At 48.4% G+C, this 17,727-nt stretch carries 14 protein-coding genes; 13 read left to right on the top strand and 1 reads right to left on the bottom strand.

Going from position 1 to position 17,727, the window contains the following annotated elements:
* Positions 1-130 precede the first annotated feature (130 nt).
* The 9 genes from DXD92_RS10355 (at position 131) to DXD92_RS10315 (ending at position 11,510) form a co-directional block, all read left to right on the top strand.
* A complete protein-coding gene (locus tag DXD92_RS10355) occupies positions 131-769 on the top strand; it encodes a metal-dependent hydrolase (protein ID WP_158579817.1) in 639 nt (212 codons plus the stop codon).
* A gap of 255 nt (positions 770-1,024) precedes the next feature.
* Positions 1,025-2,284, top strand: coding sequence for an AfsR/SARP family transcriptional regulator (locus tag DXD92_RS10350; RefSeq protein WP_055266837.1), 1,260 nt, complete (start codon positions 1,025-1,027; stop codon positions 2,282-2,284).
* Positions 2,281-2,631, top strand: a complete 351-nt coding sequence (locus tag DXD92_RS10345) for a winged helix-turn-helix domain-containing protein (protein WP_118640511.1) — start codon at positions 2,281-2,283, stop codon at positions 2,629-2,631. The genes DXD92_RS10350 and DXD92_RS10345 overlap by 4 nt, the downstream gene beginning before the upstream one ends.
* Positions 2,632-2,798: 167 nt before the next feature.
* A complete protein-coding gene (locus DXD92_RS10340; protein ID WP_118640510.1) occupies positions 2,799-4,517 on the top strand; it encodes a phospho-sugar mutase in 1,719 nt (572 codons plus the stop codon).
* A 99-nt stretch (positions 4,518-4,616) separates the two neighbouring features.
* Positions 4,617-6,806 carry an alpha-galactosidase gene (locus DXD92_RS10335; RefSeq protein ID WP_118640509.1) on the top strand — a complete coding sequence of 730 codons (2,190 nt, stop codon included), beginning with the start codon at positions 4,617-4,619 and terminating at the stop codon, positions 6,804-6,806.
* Positions 6,807-6,818: 12 nt separating this feature from the next.
* A complete protein-coding gene (locus DXD92_RS10330) occupies positions 6,819-7,820 on the top strand; it encodes a substrate-binding domain-containing protein (protein WP_055266843.1) in 1,002 nt (333 codons plus the stop codon).
* Positions 7,821-8,125: 305 nt separating this feature from the next.
* A complete protein-coding gene (locus DXD92_RS10325) occupies positions 8,126-9,148 on the top strand; it encodes a glycoside hydrolase family 130 protein (protein WP_117510535.1) in 1,023 nt (340 codons plus the stop codon).
* A gap of 18 nt (positions 9,149-9,166) precedes the next feature.
* Positions 9,167-10,345, top strand: coding sequence for an AGE family epimerase/isomerase (locus tag DXD92_RS10320; protein ID WP_055221154.1), 1,179 nt, complete (start codon positions 9,167-9,169; stop codon positions 10,343-10,345).
* Positions 10,335-11,510, top strand: coding sequence for a glycoside hydrolase family 130 protein (locus DXD92_RS10315; RefSeq protein WP_022461807.1), 1,176 nt, complete (start codon positions 10,335-10,337; stop codon positions 11,508-11,510). Before DXD92_RS10320 ends, DXD92_RS10315 begins: the two co-directional genes overlap by 11 nt.
* Before the next feature lie 149 nt (positions 11,511-11,659).
* Here DXD92_RS10315 and DXD92_RS10310 read toward each other — a convergent pair whose 3' ends face one another.
* Positions 11,660-13,717, bottom strand: a complete 2,058-nt coding sequence (locus tag DXD92_RS10310) for an ATP-binding protein (protein WP_118601459.1) — start codon at positions 13,715-13,717, stop codon at positions 11,660-11,662.
* Between the two features lie 283 nt (positions 13,718-14,000).
* On the opposite strand from DXD92_RS10310, the gene DXD92_RS10305 reads away from it, so the two are divergent.
* From DXD92_RS10305 to DXD92_RS10290, 4 genes are all read left to right on the top strand, one after another.
* Positions 14,001-14,951 carry a 3'-5' exonuclease gene (locus DXD92_RS10305; RefSeq protein WP_118640508.1) on the top strand — a complete coding sequence of 317 codons (951 nt, stop codon included), beginning with the start codon at positions 14,001-14,003 and terminating at the stop codon, positions 14,949-14,951.
* Positions 14,952-15,073: 122 nt separating this feature from the next.
* A complete protein-coding gene (locus DXD92_RS10300) occupies positions 15,074-16,699 on the top strand; it encodes an AAA family ATPase (RefSeq protein WP_117761366.1) in 1,626 nt (541 codons plus the stop codon).
* Positions 16,700-16,781: 82 nt separating this feature from the next.
* Complete coding sequence (locus tag DXD92_RS10295) at positions 16,782-17,012, top strand: hypothetical protein (protein WP_117510543.1); 231 nt, start codon at positions 16,782-16,784, stop codon at positions 17,010-17,012.
* Positions 17,013-17,104: 92 nt separating this feature from the next.
* On the top strand, positions 17,105-17,710 hold the full coding sequence (locus tag DXD92_RS10290; protein WP_117761365.1) for a thymidine kinase: 606 nt from the start codon (positions 17,105-17,107) through the stop codon (positions 17,708-17,710).
* The last annotated feature ends 17 nt before the right edge of the window (positions 17,711-17,727 follow it).

The following is a 17,727-nucleotide window of genomic DNA, read 5'->3' as shown; positions in this document are numbered from 1 at the left end:
ACGGTCGCAGGAGGTTCTTTTTTGATTCTGATAGGACCATACGGTTGTAAAAGAATCGAACAAATGGTTGTATAAAAGGGCGGGAATGTGCTATGATAAAGGAAATTTTACGAAAGGAAAAAACAGACAAATGCTTGGAAGAACACATTTTTTTATTGGAACAGCAGCGGCACTTGCTGTTTTACAGCCGCAGACGGTTCCCGCGCTTGTGGCCGGTGCCGGGGCTGCCGCGATCGGCGGTTTGATCAGTGACATTGATGTCGGCACTTCACAGGCGCACCGCGATGCCGATAAGATCATTACGGCAACAGTTGCAGTTGCAGTGCTCACAATTCTTGCGGAGTATAAACTGAATCTTGGAATTTACCGCCGCCTCACAAGCGACAGCAGCGTGCTGCGTCTCCTCGCCGGAACGGCAGCATTTTTGCTGATCTGCGCCTATGGGAAACAGCAGCCGCACCGCTCCTTCATGCATTCATTTGCGGCGCTGGCATTGCTGACGGCGTGCGTGGACATCATCTACCCGGATGCGTCCGCTTATTTTGCCGTGGGATTTCTGTCCCATCTGGTGCTCGATTTTTTCAACCGGAAACCGGAAAAGCTGTTCTGGCCCTGGAAGAAGGGATTCTGCCTCGGATTCTGCTCAGCACGGGGACTTGTGAACCGCGCACTGCTCGGGTGCGGCATGGTATCTCTTGCTGTAGTACTGGTGCTCTCGGCGCCTGCAGGGCGGCTGATGGCTAAAATCATGCGGGCAATTTACGGATGAGATGGGATTGACAAAAAGATAACAAGACAAAAGAAGAAAAAGCAGGAATTTTTCGGTGTTAAAGTTAATATTTTATACATTTTATAGTAGGATTTTTGATTAAAATGATGTAAAATAGAAAACAGAAATCCGGCGTCCGTAATTGTTTTTGAAATGAACGAACAGGGAACCGCCGGCCCGTTACCGCAGCCGATTGCGGAGCGCAGCGCAACCGACAACAGAGATTAGAGCACAACAGGCAATACAGGAGTTAGTATGAACGAAGAAATGAAAAACCAAACAGAACAGTTACCGCTTTTAAAAGTACACATGATGGGAAGTTTTTTCCTGGAGTACGGCGACCAGCCGATTTCCTTCCGGAAAACAATGGCAACAAAATCGATGAGACTTCTGCAGATTTTCCTCTATAACAAGGACAATGGAATTTCCAGAGGAAGACTGTTGGAGAGCACATACGGAAGAGAAGATGTGGCGGACGCGGCAAACAGCCTGCGTGTCGGCGTACATCGCCTGAAAAGAAGCCTTGTCGAGGCAGGACTTCCGCAGTTTGAGTACATTTATACACAGAAAGGCGTTTACCACTGGACCAGCCCGATGCCGGTCGAGGTAGATGCGATTGATATCAAAAATAAGATCCTGGAAGCAGGAAAAGAGACAGACGAGAAAGCGCGCATGGATCAGATGATCGAAGCGCTGGAGCTGTACACCGGAGAGTTCCTTGCAGATTTCGGCGAGGAAGAGTGGGTACAGGCGGAGCGCGCGCAGCTGAAAAAAGTATATTCCGATGCACTGAAAGAAGTAAGTGAGTATCTTCTGAAAAATGAGGAGTTCGATGAGCTGCAGAAACTGACTTCTGTTGCTTCCGAACTGTATCCGTTCGACGAGTGGCAGGCAGTCCAGATGCAGGCGCTGATCGGCCTGGAGAGATACAAAGAGGCCATGAAACTGTACGAGCAGACCTCGAAACATTACTTTGAAGAGCTTGGCGTTACACCGAGCGAGAAACTGGTGGAGCAGTACCGCTATCTGGGAAGCCGCATGGGCAGCAGACACCGCGTGATCGAAGAGGTACAGGCAGATCTTCAGGAGAGCCCGGGAGAAAAGGGCGGAGCATTCTTCTGTTCCCTCGCCGGATTCCGTGACTGCTACCGACTTGTTTACCGTATGTCCGAGCTGAACGGACAGATGCCGTGGCTGATGCTGTGCACCATTACAGACGGAAAAGGTTACCCGGCAAAAGGCGGTCCGCGCCTTGACCGTATGTCCGAAAAGCTGCTTGAGGTAATGAAACGCAGCCTGCGTCATTCCGATTTCTTTGCAAAATACAGCCCGTCCCAGTATGTGATTCTGCTGCAGGGCGGCAGCCAGAGAGGATGCGAACTCGTCTACAAGAGAATCAGCGAGCGCTTCTCCGAGGAGAAAAAAGGCTGGGCAAAGAATCTGAAATACAGTGCACTGCCGGCAATTCAGACCGAAAAAGAGCTTGAGTTCTTAGAAGGAGACGATGTTTTATGATTCGCGTACAGCTGCCTGGAAGATTCCGCATGTACGATGAAACACGCTGCCTCAACGAGGAAGCGATTCATTCCCCGATAATCACAAAGCTGCTGGTTTATATGATCTGCAACAAAAACCATATCGTAACACTGGAACAGTTAACCGAAGCACTCTGGACGGATGAGAAGAGTGAAAATCCGTACGGAGCACTGAAAAATATGATGTACCGTCTGCGCGGAACGCTGCGGAAGGTATGGCCGGTTGAGAGAGGATCATGCCTGCTATATGAAGGCTGTCATGGAACTGACGAAAAGCCTGGAGCACCGCAGACCGCAAAGGAAAAGTACAGGTTCTCAGTGATCTAAAAGAGCTTTATCAGGAACCAAGAGAATTAGAAAAAATAAATTAATTTTTAAGTTGACAGCAGACTAAACAAATGGTAACTTTAAGCTGTGATGAAACGAGCTTAAATCCAGAAAAAGTCTGCTGTCTTAAGTTAAATAAAGTACAACAGACAGGGAGGATAACAAACATGAGTTACAGAGAAGTATATGAAAAATGGTGCAATGATCCATATTTTGATGAGGCATCCAGAGAAGAGCTGAAAGCACTCGAAGGAAATGAGGCAGAAATCGAAGACCGTTTCTACCGTCAGCTTGAGTTCGGTACCGGCGGACTCCGCGGTGTCATCGGAGCGGGTACCAACCGCATGAACATCTACACCGTACGCCAGGCAACCCAGGGCCTTGCCAACTACATCATTTCCCAGAACGGACAGGAAAAAGGCGTAGCCATCGCACACGATTCCAGAAGAATGTCTCCGGAATTCGCACGCGAAGCAGCACTCTGCCTGAATGCAAACGGAATCAAAACGTATCTGTTCGAGTCCCTGCGTCCGACACCGGAGCTTTCTTTTGCTGTCCGTGAATTCGGCTGTATTTCCGGTATCGTCATTACCGCAAGCCACAACCCGAGAGAGTACAACGGATACAAAGTATACTGGGAGGACGGCGCACAGATTACACCGCCGCACGACAAAAACATTCTCGCAGAGGTAGCAAAAGTAACCGAGTTTTCTGCCGTTAAAACGATGGAAGAAGATGATGCAAGAGCAGAAGGCCTGTTCCAGGTCATCGGAACCGATTTTGATGACAGTTACGTCGCAAAATTAAAAGAGCAGAGCATTCATCCGGAAATCATCAAAGATGCGGCAAAAGATATGAAGATCGTCTACACACCGCTTCACGGAACCGGAAATGTGCCGGTACGCCGCGTTCTGCGCGAGCTTGGCTTTAATCAGGTTTACGTTGTAAAAGAGCAGAAAATGCCGGACGGAAACTTCCCGACGGTGGCTTACCCGAACCCGGAAGACGAGAAAGCATGGACACTGGCGCTGACACTGGCAAAAGAAGTAGACGCTGACATCATCCTTGCAACCGACCCTGATGCAGATCGTCTCGGCGTTTATGCAAAAGACAGCAAGACCGGCGAGTACGTAAGCTTCACCGGAAACATGTCCGGTATGCTGATCGCAGAGTATATTCTGCGTGAGCGCACCAAGAACGGAACCATGCCGGAGAATCCGGCACTCGTTGAGACGATTGTTACGACCGATATGGCAAAAGCAATCGCAAAAGCTTATAACGTGGCACTGATCGAGGTTCTGACCGGATTCAAATACATCGGCGAGCAGATCAAATTTTTTGAGCAGAGCGGTGCACACAATTATGTATTTGGTCTGGAAGAGAGCTATGGCTGCCTGGCCGGGACATATGCAAGAGATAAAGATGCCTGCGTGGCAGTTATGATGCTCTGCGAGGTTGCTGCATACTACAAACAGCAGGGCAAAACACTGTGGGATGCCATGGTGGATATGTACGAGGAGTACGGCTACTACAAAGAGGGTCTTGCAACGATGACCTTAAAAGGTATCGACGGTGCAAAAGAGATCCAGACCATGATGACCAACTTCCGTGAGAACCCGCCAAAAGAGCTGGGCGGTTTCCAGGTTCTTGCCGTACGCGATTACAAAGCAGATGTACGAGTGGATCTCGTAAGCGGAGAGAAGAGCGCGACCGGACTTCCGTCCTCCAACGTTCTTTACTATGAGCTGGAAAACAACGCATGGTGCTGTGTGCGCCCATCCGGTACTGAGCCGAAGATCAAATTCTATTTCGGCGTAAAAGGCACATCCCTTGAAGATGCAGCCGAGAAACTGGAAAAATTAAAAAATGCAATGGTAACTGCTTAAACGCTGTGTGAATACAAAAAGACCTTGCCCGGCGGGTGAGGTCTTTTTTTACAAAAATCGGCCCGGCGGATCAAGCTTACCTGAACTAAGGAGAAGAAAATGGCGATTTTATATTATGATGAGAAAAAGCTTTTTCAGTTAAATACAGAGAATACGACGTATGTGATCGGCCTGAGCCCGGAAGGCTACGTCGGACATGTTTACTACGGACCCCTTCTGCACGGAGAGCCGGATCTGTATCCGCTCCGCATGGATGAGCCGCCGTTCACCCCGTCCGTCAATAAGAGAGAGAAATCTTCGTTCCTCGACCGTTTTCCAATGGAATACCCGACCGGAGGAGTCGGCGATTACCGTGAGAGCTGTCTGAATATAAGAAATGCACAGGGCCGTATGGGATGTGAGATTTTCTTTGATTCCTATGAAATTTTCAAAGGAAAACGCCCGCTGACCGGTCTTCCGGCTTCTTTTGGAACCGAGGACGAAGTAGAAACTCTGGAAATCACCTGCAAAGATCCTGTTCTTGATCTTGTTGTTGTCCTTTCCTACTCTGTTTTTACAAAAGAAAACGTTATCACCCGAAGTGTCCGCGTGAAAAATGAAGGCAGTGAAGCGCTGAAGGTAGAGAAAATCTACAGTGCCTGCCTCGATATGGACAACGAAGACTTTGAGATGCTTTCTCTTCATGGATCCTGGGGAAGAGAACGCCACATCCAGCAGGGTGCGCTCCGTTACGGAAAACAGCTCGTTTCCTCCGGAAGAGGCGAGTCCAGCCATCAGGAGCATCCGTTCGTGGCAATGGTAACACCGGGAACGGATCAGGAGCGCGGCGAGGTTTACGCAATGCACTTCGTATATTCCGGCAACTTTATCGGACAGGTGGAAAGATGCCAGTTTGATACCGTTCGTATGGTCATGGGTATCAACCAGGAGGAGTTCTGCTGGAATTTAAAAGCCGGCGATGAATTCCAGGCGCCGGAGGTTGTTATGGTCTACTCTGCCGAGGGACTTGGCAAAATGACGCGTTCCTACCATGCATTTTATCGCAGACATATGATCCGCAGCCCGTACAACCACAAAAAACGCCCGATTCTGATTAACAACTGGGAAGCAACTTACTTTGATTTTGATACCGATAAACTCCTCGATATCGCAAGAGAGGCAAAAAAAGACGGCATCGAGATGCTTGTTATGGATGACGGCTGGTTCGGAAAACGAAATAAAGACGATTCTTCCCTCGGTGACTGGGTTGTCAACGAAGAGAAGATCAAAGGCGGCCTGAAAAATCTGGTTGACAAAGTGAATGAAATCGGTCTTGAATTCGGTATCTGGTTCGAGCCGGAGATGATCTCCCCGGACTCTGATCTCTACAGAGAGCACCCGGAATGGGCGATTCAGATTCCGGGAAGAGAAGCGACTGAGATCCGCTGCCAGTACGTGCTGGATCTCTCCCGCCCGGAGGTGCAGGATTATGCGTATGAATGTGTGGCAAAAATCCTGCGCAGTGCAAACATCAAATACGTGAAATGGGATATGAACCGTCAGTTAAGCGACCTGGGAAGCACCTACCTGGACAAAGATTCCCAGCAGGAGCTGTTCCACCGCTACGTGCTCGGTATGTATGCGATGCAGGAGCGTCTGGTACAGGAGTTCCCGGATCTGCTTCTGGAGAACTGCTCCGGCGGCGGTGCACGTTTCGATCCTGGAATGCTTTACTACAGCCCGCAGATCTGGTGCTCCGATGACACCGATGCGATCGAGCGTCTGGAAATCCAGGAGGGAACCGCCCTCATTTACCCGCTCTGCTCAATGGGTGCACACGTCAGCGTATGCCCGAACCACACGGTTGGCCGTGTAACTCCGTTTACAACGAGAGGCCATGTGGCACTGGCCGGAACATTTGGCTATGAGCTCGATATCACAAAGCTGCCGGAGGAGGAGAGAAAACTGATTCCGGAGCAGACCGCGATGTATCACAAATATCATGAACTGATCCGCGATGGAGAGTATTATCGTATTCTTTCCTACCGTGAAAACCACAGATCCGACTGCTGGGCAGTAGCTTCTGAGGATAAAAACGAAGTGCTTGTAACTTACGTACAGGTGCTGGCACAGGTAAATATGCCGTCCCGCAAGGTTCGCCTGCGCGGCTTTGATCCGGCGAAAAAATATTGTCTGGAGGGAACCGATGAGGTTTACAGCGGCGAGATGCTGATGAATGCCGGTTTCCGGATGAAAGATTTCTGGGGTGATTTCGTCAGCAGACTGTATCACTTTGTTGCAGTAGACTAAGGAGCAACGGATATGGCAAAAGTAAGATTGGCAGATATTGCAAAGGTGGCGGGCGTCAGCGCCGTCACCGTGCATAACGCGATTACAGGACAGAAAGGGGTCAGCGATGAGATGCGCGCCCGGATTCTGGAAATTGCAAAGGAAATGGGGTACCGCCAGCCGGGAAGCGGAGCGAGAAATACACAGGGAAAAAGCCTGCGCTGCATCGGAGTGGTGATTCCGGAACGGTATCTGGCAGAGTATACGACATTTTACTGGAAAATGTATCAGGAGATGGCACTGGCGGCGACGGAAAAGAGCTGTATGGTGACCGTGGAGATCCTGAAACAGGAGATGGAAGATGAGATGATCGTGCCGTGCATCGCCAAGGAGCAGACCGTCGATGCACTGATCCTTATGGGAGACACGAGCCGCGATTACATCCACTATCTGAAGAAAAACGTGGATCTTCCGATCGTATTTCTGGATTTCTACGACAATGAGCTGGCAAAAGATGCCGTGATCGCAGATAACTTTCACGGAATGTATCTGATGACGGAATACCTGTATGAGCATGGCCTTACCAAGCTGGCTTTTGTCGGTTCGATTCATTTTTCCAGCAGTATCATGGATCGGTACTGCGGTTTTTCTAAGGCTGTTCTGGAACACCGCGATGTGACACCGGCGGAATGGATTCTGGAGGACCGTGATGAGCGGGGCCAGATCGAAATTCATCTCCCGGAACAGATGCCGGAAGCGTTCGTCTGCAACTGCGACCTGACCGCCGGCCTTCTGATGCTCGAGCTGGAAAAACGCGGCATCTCCGTGCCGGAGGACGTTTCCGTTGTCGGCTTCGATAATTACCTGTATCCGGGTTTCCCGGATCTCAAGATCACTTCGTATGAGATCAATACGAAGGCGATGGTAAAAGTAGCGCTCGAAAAAGCGCTGAAGCAGATCCGCGGCGCGGCATCCGGCAAAAATATGGAAATTGTCTCCGGACAGCTGGTGCCGAAAGAGAGCGTAAAGCTTTGATTTTTATAACTGAATTATAAATTAAGAAACGGGGCATTTTGAAATGCCCCGTTTTTGTACATATTACACAACAAAGTCACTTAAAAATTGACAGTATCTAACGGAACTTATTTTTTAAGTAATTTCCAGTTGAAAAATTAATCATCTATGTTAAAATTAAGCTAAAGGACTGGGCGTGAGGGTGATAAAACACGGCGGTTCGGAGAAAAAAGAATTAAAAAACAAGATTCTGTCCACTAACAGAAACTTAAAAAAACAAAGTACAACTCATAAACAAACAATATTTTTCATGGAGGTTTCAAAAAATGAGCGAAGTTAAAATTATTGGAGATGCTGTCAAAAATATGCCATGGCAGGAAGGCCCGGCTGAGTTTTCCGGTGCACCGGTATGGAGATACAGCGAGAATCCGATCATCGGAAGAAATCCGGTGAAGGAAGTAGCAAGAATCTTCAACAGCGCCGTTATGCCGTACGGCGACGAGTTCATCGGAGTATTCCGTGGTGAGCAGACAAACGGAATCCCGTACATCTACCTTGGAAGAAGCAAAGATGCGATCCACTGGAATTTCGATGAGAACAAAATCCAGTTCGTTGACGAAGAAGGCAAACCGTTCATGCCGGTTTACGCATATGACCCGCGTCTTGTAAAAGTAGAAGATACCTACTACATCATCTGGTGCCAGGACTTCTACGGTGCAGCCATCGGAATGGCAAAAACAAAAGATTTTGAAACCTTCGTACGTGTGGAGAATCCATTCCTTCCATTCAACAGAAATGCCGTTCTCTTCCCGAGAAAAATCAACGGCAACTTCGTGATGCTGTCCCGTCCAAGCGACAGCGGCCACACACCGTTCGGTGACATCTTCCTGTCCGAGAGCCCGGATATGCTGTACTGGGGCAAACACCGCCACGTCATGAGCAAGAGCCCGGAGTGGTGGGAGTCCTTAAAGATCGGCGGCGGCGCAGCTCCGATTGAGACCAACGAAGGATGGCTGCTGTTCTACCACGGTGTAAGCGGCACCTGCAATGGCTATGTATACAGCATCGGCGGCGCAATCCTCGACAAAGAGAATCCGTCCATCGTAAAATACCGCTGCCAGAACTTCCTTCTGACACCGGAAGAGTGGTATGAGGAGAGAGGCTTCGTTCCGAACGTAACCTTCCCGTGCGCAACCATTCACGATGCAGAGACCGGAAAGATCGCGATCTACTACGGCGCAGCCGATACGTATGTAGGACTGGCATTCACAACCGTAGATCTGATTGTAGATTATATCAAGAAAAACAGTGTCGTACGCGAGTCTGACACCGAAATTGGAAGAAGATAAGAAAGAAGGAAAGAAAAGATGCAGTCTTTGGCAAAGGAAGTAAAGCAGGAGCTTACTGGACGGATCGTTCCGTTCTGGGAGGGCTTAAGAGATGAGGAATACGGCGGATTTTACGGCTATCAGGACTTTGATCTGAACGTGCAGAAAACGTATGAGAAGGGCTGCATCTTAAACAGCAGAATTCTCTGGTTTTTCTCGAATGCGTACCTGACCTTAAAGGACGAGAAGCTGCGCGCCGATGCGGAGCATGCGTACCGCTTTATGAAACAGGCGTGTGTGGACCGCGAGTACGGTGGCGTGTTCTGGTCTGTCACCTACGACGGAAAACCGCTCGATACGACAAAGCATACGTACAATCAGGCATTTGCAATTTATGCGCTGTCTACGTATTTTGATGCGACGGGCGACACCGAGGCGCTGGAGCTGGCAAAATCGCTGCAGCAGATCATCGAGACACACTGCACCGACGAGTACGGTTATCTCGAGGCATTTACCCGCGATTTCAAGCCGGAGAGCAATGAAAAGCTCTCGGAGAACGGCGTCATGGCAGAGAAGACCATGAATACGCTGCTGCATGTTTTCGAAGCATATACCGAGCTGTACCGCGTGACAAAGGATCCGTTTACCGGTGACCGTCTCCGCTTTATGATGGATCTCTTCGCGGATAAAGTATATAACAAAGAAAAAGGCCGTCAGGAAGTATTCTTCGACCGGACATGGAATACGCTGATTGATCTGTATTCTTATGGCCATGATATCGAGACTTCCTGGCTGATCGACCGGGGTACAGAAGTGCTCGGCGATCCGGCTTACCGGGAAAAACTGCTGCCGATCACCGGAGAGATTGCGGAAAATATCTACAACACGGCATACAAAAATCATTCGCTGATGAATGAGTGCGAGCGCGGTGTGGATGATACCACAAGAGTCTGGTGGGTACAGGCAGAAGCAGTCGTTGGATTTTTAAATGCATGGCAGAAAAAACCGGAGGAAACAAAGTATCTCGATGCGGCAAAAGACATCTGGGGCTACATCAAGGAATATGTGATCGACAAACGAGAGGGGTCTGAGTGGTTCTGGTGCGTGAATGCAGACGGAAGCCCGATTCATGAGCCGATTGTAGAACCGTGGAAATGCCCGTATCACAATGGACGTATGTGTATGGAAGTAATTGGGAGGTTAAAAGATGCTGAATAAACAGTATTATGTGGAAAAAGCCAAGGTAGACCGCCTTGTGGCAAGAAAGAACACAAAAGCAGATTTTTACAACGGTATTTATGACCGCTATGAGTATCCGGTGCTGACAAGAGAGTTCGCTCCGGTTCACTGGAGATATGATCTGGATGAGGAGACGAATCCGTACTTTATGGAGCGTCTCGGCATCAACGCTGTGATGAACTCCGGCGCGATTTATCTGAATGGAAAGTATTATCTCGTTGTCCGCGTGGAGGGCAATGACAGAAAATCTTTCTTTGCTGTTGCAGAGAGTGATACTGGTATCGACGGATTCCATTTCTGGGATTACCCGGTTGTGCTGCCGGATACCTGCGCAGAGGAAACCAACGTTTATGACATGCGTCTGACCCAGCACGAGGACGGCTGGATTTACGGAGTGTTCTGCTCTGAGAGCAAGGACAAAAACGATCCGGATCTGTCCGCGGCTGTTGCTGAGGCTGGTATCGTAAGAACGAAAGACCTGAAGACCTGGGAGCGTCTGGACAACCTGAAAACCTTACGTTCTCCGCAGCAGAGAAACGTTGTTCTGCATCCGGAGTTCGTAGACGGAAAATATGCCTTCTACACCCGTCCGATGGATGGTTTCATTGAGACCGGAAGCGGCGGAGGAATCGGCTTCGGACTCTGCGATGATATCACACACGCTGTCATCGACGAGGAGAAGATCATCAGCAAACGTATTTATCATACCCTGACCGAGTCCAAAAACGGTGCTGGAGCAGTGCCGATCCGAGGTAAGAAATGCTGGATCAACATTGCACACGGTGTAAGAAATACAGCAGCAGGCCTTCGCTACGTTCTGTATGTCTTCGGTACCGATCTGAACGATCCGTCCAAAGTCATTGCAGAGCCGTCCGGTGTATTCCTGGTTCCGCTTGGAAAAGAGAGAGTCGGAGACGTTTCCAACGTTGTATTTACAAACGGCGCGATTGCGCGTGAGAACGGAGAGGTTTACATCTACTATGCATCCTGCGATACAAGAATGCATGTAGCAACTACCACAATCGACAAACTCGAGGACTATCTGTTCAACACACCGCAGGATCCGCACAGATCCCCGGACTGCGTAAAACAGAGATGCGAGCTGATCTCCAAAAACCTGGAGCTGCTGAAAAACGAGAAATAAAAGCGTCCGCTGCGGCGCATGAAAAAAGGAGCTGTTCTCTTTACGGGAACGCTCCTTTTTTCATGCATATTATTTGTTTTTGGGTTTCTGATCGTCGATGGAAGTTAAAATTCCATAGAAGAGGCGCGGTGCATCGGGATCTGTAAAGGTCATGAAAACCTGGAAAGTGTTTCGAGAAGAACCGAAACGTCAACGGGTTTCGCGATATGGGCGTTCATGCCGGATTCCAGTGCTTTTCGGCGGTCCTCTTCAAACGCGTTTGCCGTCATGGCGACAATCGGGATTTCCCCGCGTTTTCCCGGGAGTGCACGGATCGCTTCTGCGGCCTGATAGCCGTTCATGTTCGGCATCTGAATATCCATCAGAATAACATTGTAATAATCTTCTGGTGCGTTCTGGACTGCTTTTAAGCAGAGGGCGCCGTCTTTTACGTGCTCGGCGTGAATGCCGTTTTCTTCCAGAACGGTGAGTACAATTTCTGCATTCAGGTCATTATCCTCGGCAAGCAGCACGCGTTTTTCGGAAAGCGTCTGCAGGGACTGCTCGAGAATCTCGTCTTTATGCTGGTGAGCCGCAAGCTGTTCTTCGGTCGGAAGTTCAAACGTGAGGCAGATCGTAGTTATTGTTCCGGCACCGAGTTCGCTTTCCACATCGATCGTTCCGCCCATCAGATTCACGAGGGATTTTACGATCGGAAGGCCGAGGCCGGTTCCGGTGATGTGGCTTTCGGTGGAGGAATGTTCTCTTGTAAATTCTTCAAAAATATGCGGCAGATACTCTTTGCTCATGCCGATGCCGTTGTCCTTCACGGTGATGCGGTAGGAGGCAAAGCCCTTCCTTGGTGCCGGTGTCTCTTCGATTTTTACGGAAATTTTTCCGCCCTCCGGCGTATACTTGATGGAGTTGCTGATGATATTCAGCAGAATCTCCCGTATTTTTGTCCGGTCGCAGAGGATGGCATCGTGTTCCACCGTGTTGTAACAGAGATAGGAAAGATTTTTGCTTTTTAACGAAGGCTCAAACACTGCATTCAGGGAATTGATCAGCTCGCTGTAGCTGCCGAGCTCGATTTTCAGCGAGGCTTTACCGCTCTCAATGCGCGCCATCTCAAGCACGTAGTTGATCAGGGAGAGCAGAAAACTGCTGGAGGACTTGATTTTTGCAATGTAGTCGACCGCGCGGTCCTTCTCGTCGATGTGCTTTTCCAGCAGATCCGAGAAACCGATGATGGCATTCATCGGGGTTCGGATGTCGTGGCTCATGTTGAACAGAAAACGTGTTTTTGCTTCGTTGGCAGACTGTGCTTCCTGTACGGCTTTTTCCAGTTCTGCTGCGTGAATCTCGTCTTTATAGCGGCGCATCTGGAACTGCAGAAAACCAATAGAGGCAAGCAGGGAAAGGATGAGCCCGAGTGCAAAGAAAACAAAAACCTGCAGCAGACTGAGCCAGCCGTTTTTCGGTACAATTTCAAAATGCCAGGTGTCGTTCGGCACGGTGCAGAGAACTTCCATGGCATCGGAACGCCGGGAATTACCGGAGTGTGCGATGGAAACGTGTTCGCCGGTGGCCGGAGAAATTTTCCAGATTTCGTAGGTATAGCCGGCTTCTTCCAGCGTATTCAGTTCGATTTCATCCAGAAAGGATTCCCAGTCGAGAACGAGAAGCGAAAAGCCCCAGAAGGTCTTGTTTCCACTGTCATCGGTTGTGTAGATCGGGTCAAAAAGCAGTGCGCCGATGCCGCCCTGCTGCAGTTCAAATGGTCCTGCGATGGTGTACTCACCGCTCTCTTTGGCAAGAGTGGCCTCCTGCCGTCTGGCAGGATTTTCGAGCGTATTGAGTCCGAGAGCGGCTTCGTTTCCACGCATCGGATAAATCAGTGTGACAATGCCGTCCTTTGCAAGCTCATGTGCTTTGATGACATTCTGGTCGTCCTGCATCAGCGAGGAGAGGACGGAAAACTCTTCGTCATTGACGGTATAACCGGCTTCAATCATGTGTTTCATCAGATTGGATTCGGCAAGATAATGGTTTAACTGCGATTTCACGCGGCCGATGGTCGTCTGTGCGGTATAGTCAGCTTTCAGCTTTGCTTCCTTTAACTGATTCTGATACAGAAAACCGGCGCAGAGCTCGACAAGAAAAAATGTAATAAAAAACAGCAGAAGCGCCTGAAATCGAATCTGTTTTTGCGTTAATTTTGTTTTCATATCGGATGCTCATCTAAATTCGTAATATTTCCGGCTTTTTCAGGTGATTTTTTTGAGTAAAAACGAAGGCCGGAGTTAAAAATATTATATCGGATTTACCCTGGGATTTCAATAAAAGAAGCGTTAAGTTTGAAAGAGAACAGGATGAAATGAATGGGAAATGTAATGCACAGGAAGAAAATTGCCAGAATGGGCAGAGAATGGAATTGCCAGATAGTTGCTCATTATATCAAAATCATTTATAATAGGGACAGACGACACAGAATGAAGGATTGACAATACAATGGACTATGTGATTTTTGACCTGGAATGGAACCAGTGTCCCTATGGAAAAGGAAAAGAGAACCCGAAGCTGCCATTTGAGATTATTGAGATCGGCGCGGTGAAGATGGATGGTGAGCGGAATGTGCTGGGAACGTTTCACCGGATTGTAAAACCGGTGGTCTACCAGCATCTCCATCACCGGACGCGCGAGGTCGTCGGACTGACAGAAGAGGATCTGCAGAACGGAATCCCATTTGCGCAGGCCGTGCAGGAATTTTTTGCATTCTCCGGCGGTGCGTGCATGTTCGGCACCTGGGGACCGGGAGACCTGACGGAGCTCCAGCGGAACATGAAATTTTATAACCTCCTGTCGCTGATCCGCGGGCCGATTCATTTTTACGATGTACAGAAACTGTTCGCGATCCAGTACGAAACGATGAAGAGCCGCCGGGCGCTCGAGTACGCCGCCGACTTCCTCCATCTCCCGAAGGACGAGCATTTTCATCAGGCGCTTTCGGATGCAAAATATACGGCCGACATTTTTGCGCGCATCGATATGGATGTTGTGCTGGCGTACGACTCGATCGACGTATATCAGAACCCGAAATCGAAAAAAGAGGAGATCCACGCCGTCTATAATGGCTACACGAAATTCATCTCCCGCGAATTCGACACAAAAGAAGAAGTCATGCACGACCGCGAGGTCTGCAGCACGCACTGCTGCATCTGCGGGAAAACGGCAAGAAAACGCTTACGCTGGTTTTCGGCCGGCGGGAAAAACTACTACTGCGTAGCCTGGTGCCCGGAGCACGGATATTTGAAAGGCAAAGCCCGCATGAAACATTCGGATGAAGGAAAACTCTTCGTCGTGAAAACCATCCGCATCAGCAGCGAACAGGAGGCGGGGGAAATCCGGCAGAAGAAAGAGAACCTGCGGAAGAAGAGGAATCAGAAGAGGAAAGAAATGTAAGAAAGGCAGAGGAAATGGAAACGGGATAAAAGGTTTCATTTCTTCTGCCTTTTTAATTGGAAAACAGAGCGGGATCGGTTATAATAAAAAATAATGGAACGTATGAAAAGAGGAGGCGCAGAATGGGAGCTTATTTAAACAGTCAGACACCGTATACCCTGTATCAGAGTGAGAGCCGCAGCCCGTATTTTGTGGATAAAACAATGCTGCTGCAGGAACTGTTTCCCTATGTGGCTGCAGGGAATCGCCATCTTTGCGTCACAAGGCCGCGCAGATTTGGAAAAACAATTGCGGCCAATATGATCAGCTCGTTTTTTCAGAAGGGTATTGATTCAGGTGAACTTTTTGACCGGCTTAAAATTTCAGAAGCGGATGACTGCCAGAAATACAAAAACAAGTATAACGTCATTCGGATTGATTTCAGTAAAATGCCGAGAAACTGTGAATCTTACCGACAGTATATCGAGCGTGTGGAAGAACTTCTGATCAGTGATCTGCGGGAAGCGTATCCGGATGCAAAAACCAGTGAAACAGATGCGATTGGAGATATTCTGGAAGAGATCTTTCAACAGTATCATGGCGAAAAATTTATTTTTGTTCTGGACGAATGGGATTTTATTTTTCACAGGGGATTTATAACAGAAGCGGATAAAGCAAAGTATGTGGCATTTTTAAGTAATCTGCTGAAGGACCGTCCCTATGTGATTTTATCGTATATGACGGGAATTTTGCCGATTGCGAAATATTCCAGCGGATCGGAACTGAATATGTTTGCGGAGTTCACGATGGTAAATTCACCAATGTTCGGAACATACTTTGGATTTACAGATGACGAAGTGGATGATTTGTATGAAAGGTACTGTAGAGAATGCGAAAAACAGAGAAAAATAAAAAATGTGACGCGAAAAGGTCTGCGAGACTGGTATAACGGTTATTATACAAAATCGGGAGAGCGGGTATACAATCCACGCTCCGTTGTTTTTGCACTACAGTTTAACAATCTGGCAAATTACTGGACCAGCTCAGGTCCATATGATGAAATTTATTATTACATTCGAAATAATGTATCCGACGTCAGGGATGACCTTGCACTGATGGCAGCAGGAGAGTCAGTTTCGGCAAAAATACAGGAATATGCGGCCACTTCCATGAACCTGTCTACGAGAGATGAAATTTACTCTGCGATGGTGGTGTATGGATTTTTAAGCTATTTGAATGGAAAAGTGTCTATTCCGAACAGGGAATTGATGGAGAAGTTTGATGAGCTGCTGATGAAGAATGAATCTCTGGGATATGTATATCGTCTGGCGAAAGAGTCCGAGAAAATGCTGAAAGCGACTCTGGCGGGAGATACGCATACGATGGAAAAAATTCTGGAACTGGTGCACGATACGGAAGTTCCGCTGCTGTCGTACAACCATGAGACAGAATTGTCAGCCATTGTCAATCTGGTATACCTGGCTGCGCGTGACAGTTACCGGGTAGAGCGTGAGGATAAGGCGGGAGTTGGGTATGTGGATTTTATTTTCTATCCATATGATCTGACCGCAGATGGAATTATTCTTGAACTAAAAGTAGACCACACTCCGGAAGAAGCAATTCAGCAGATCAAAGACAGGAAGTATGCATTAAAATTTGTGCCGCGGCTTGCAGAACAGAAAAAGTATACAGGAAAAATACTGGCTGTGGGAATTGGGTATGAAAAGACGGAGAAAAAGCACAGGTGTAGAGTGGAAAGCTTAAATTGAGTGCTTGAGAGGTAAGAGAACTATCGATAAAAGCAGGTTTGTCGGTAGTTTTCTGTTATAGAGAAGAAATGGGGGCAGAGCAATGAAAACAATCCATAAAATTTCCGGAATTTTTCTGTGGTGTGTCGTTGGCGTGTTTCTTGGAAAGAGCGTTTATACGTATTATGACTACACAGCACACCCCGGTTTGTATGAGACGTGGTCTGCACCGTGGTATACAGGGATTCTGCGGGATGGCGTAATTGCGGCGGTTCTGATTGCGGTGACGCTGGCGGTTCGGTGGGTGATTCAAAGAAAAATGAGGAAGGAATAGAAGGCGATGATTTTTAAGAGACTTGGCTTGATGAGGAGTCGTTTTTACGGAAAGAACTGAAAGAATAAGAAAAGACAAAAGGACGAAAAACAATGGCAAAATTATATTTCCGCTACGGCGCGATGGGCAGTTCGAAATCTGCTAATATTTTGATGGTTCGCTATAATTATGAGGAGCGCGGGCAGTATGCTGTCCTGTTGAAGCCGCGGACGGACAACCGCGACGGAGAACATGAAATCAAGTCCCGCATCGGGCTGGAGGCACCGGCGGAATATGTGGATGAATTTTTAAAAGAAATTTCAGAGACCTGGAGTGCAGACAGCGGGGAATACCGGTATCACGGAAAGAAAGTGGATGCGGTTCTTATCGACGAGGCGCAGTTTCTTTCTCCGGAGGAAGTTGATACGCTTTCGGACATCGTGGATTTTTATGGGATTCCGGTTCTCTGCTACGGTCTGCGTGCGGACTTCCAGACACATCTGTTTCCGGGTTCGAGAAGATTGATGGAAATCGCTGACATCATCGAGGAAGTCCCAACGGTCTGCTGGTGCGGAAGACGGGCGCAGTGCAATACGAGATACGCAGACGGAAAAATCGTTCGGGAAGGCGCGCAGATTTTCCTTGGATCGAACGAGAGTTATGTGGCGCTTTGCAGGAAACATTATAAAGAAGGAAAGCTGTGGAAGGAAGATGAGTAAGATAACAATATATGAAG

The sequence above is a fragment of the Blautia sp. TM10-2 genome, assembly GCF_003480845.1.
Classification (GTDB): domain Bacteria; phylum Bacillota; class Clostridia; order Lachnospirales; family Lachnospiraceae; genus Fusicatenibacter; species Fusicatenibacter saccharivorans.
This window is presented reverse-complemented; position numbering and strand designations above follow the sequence as displayed.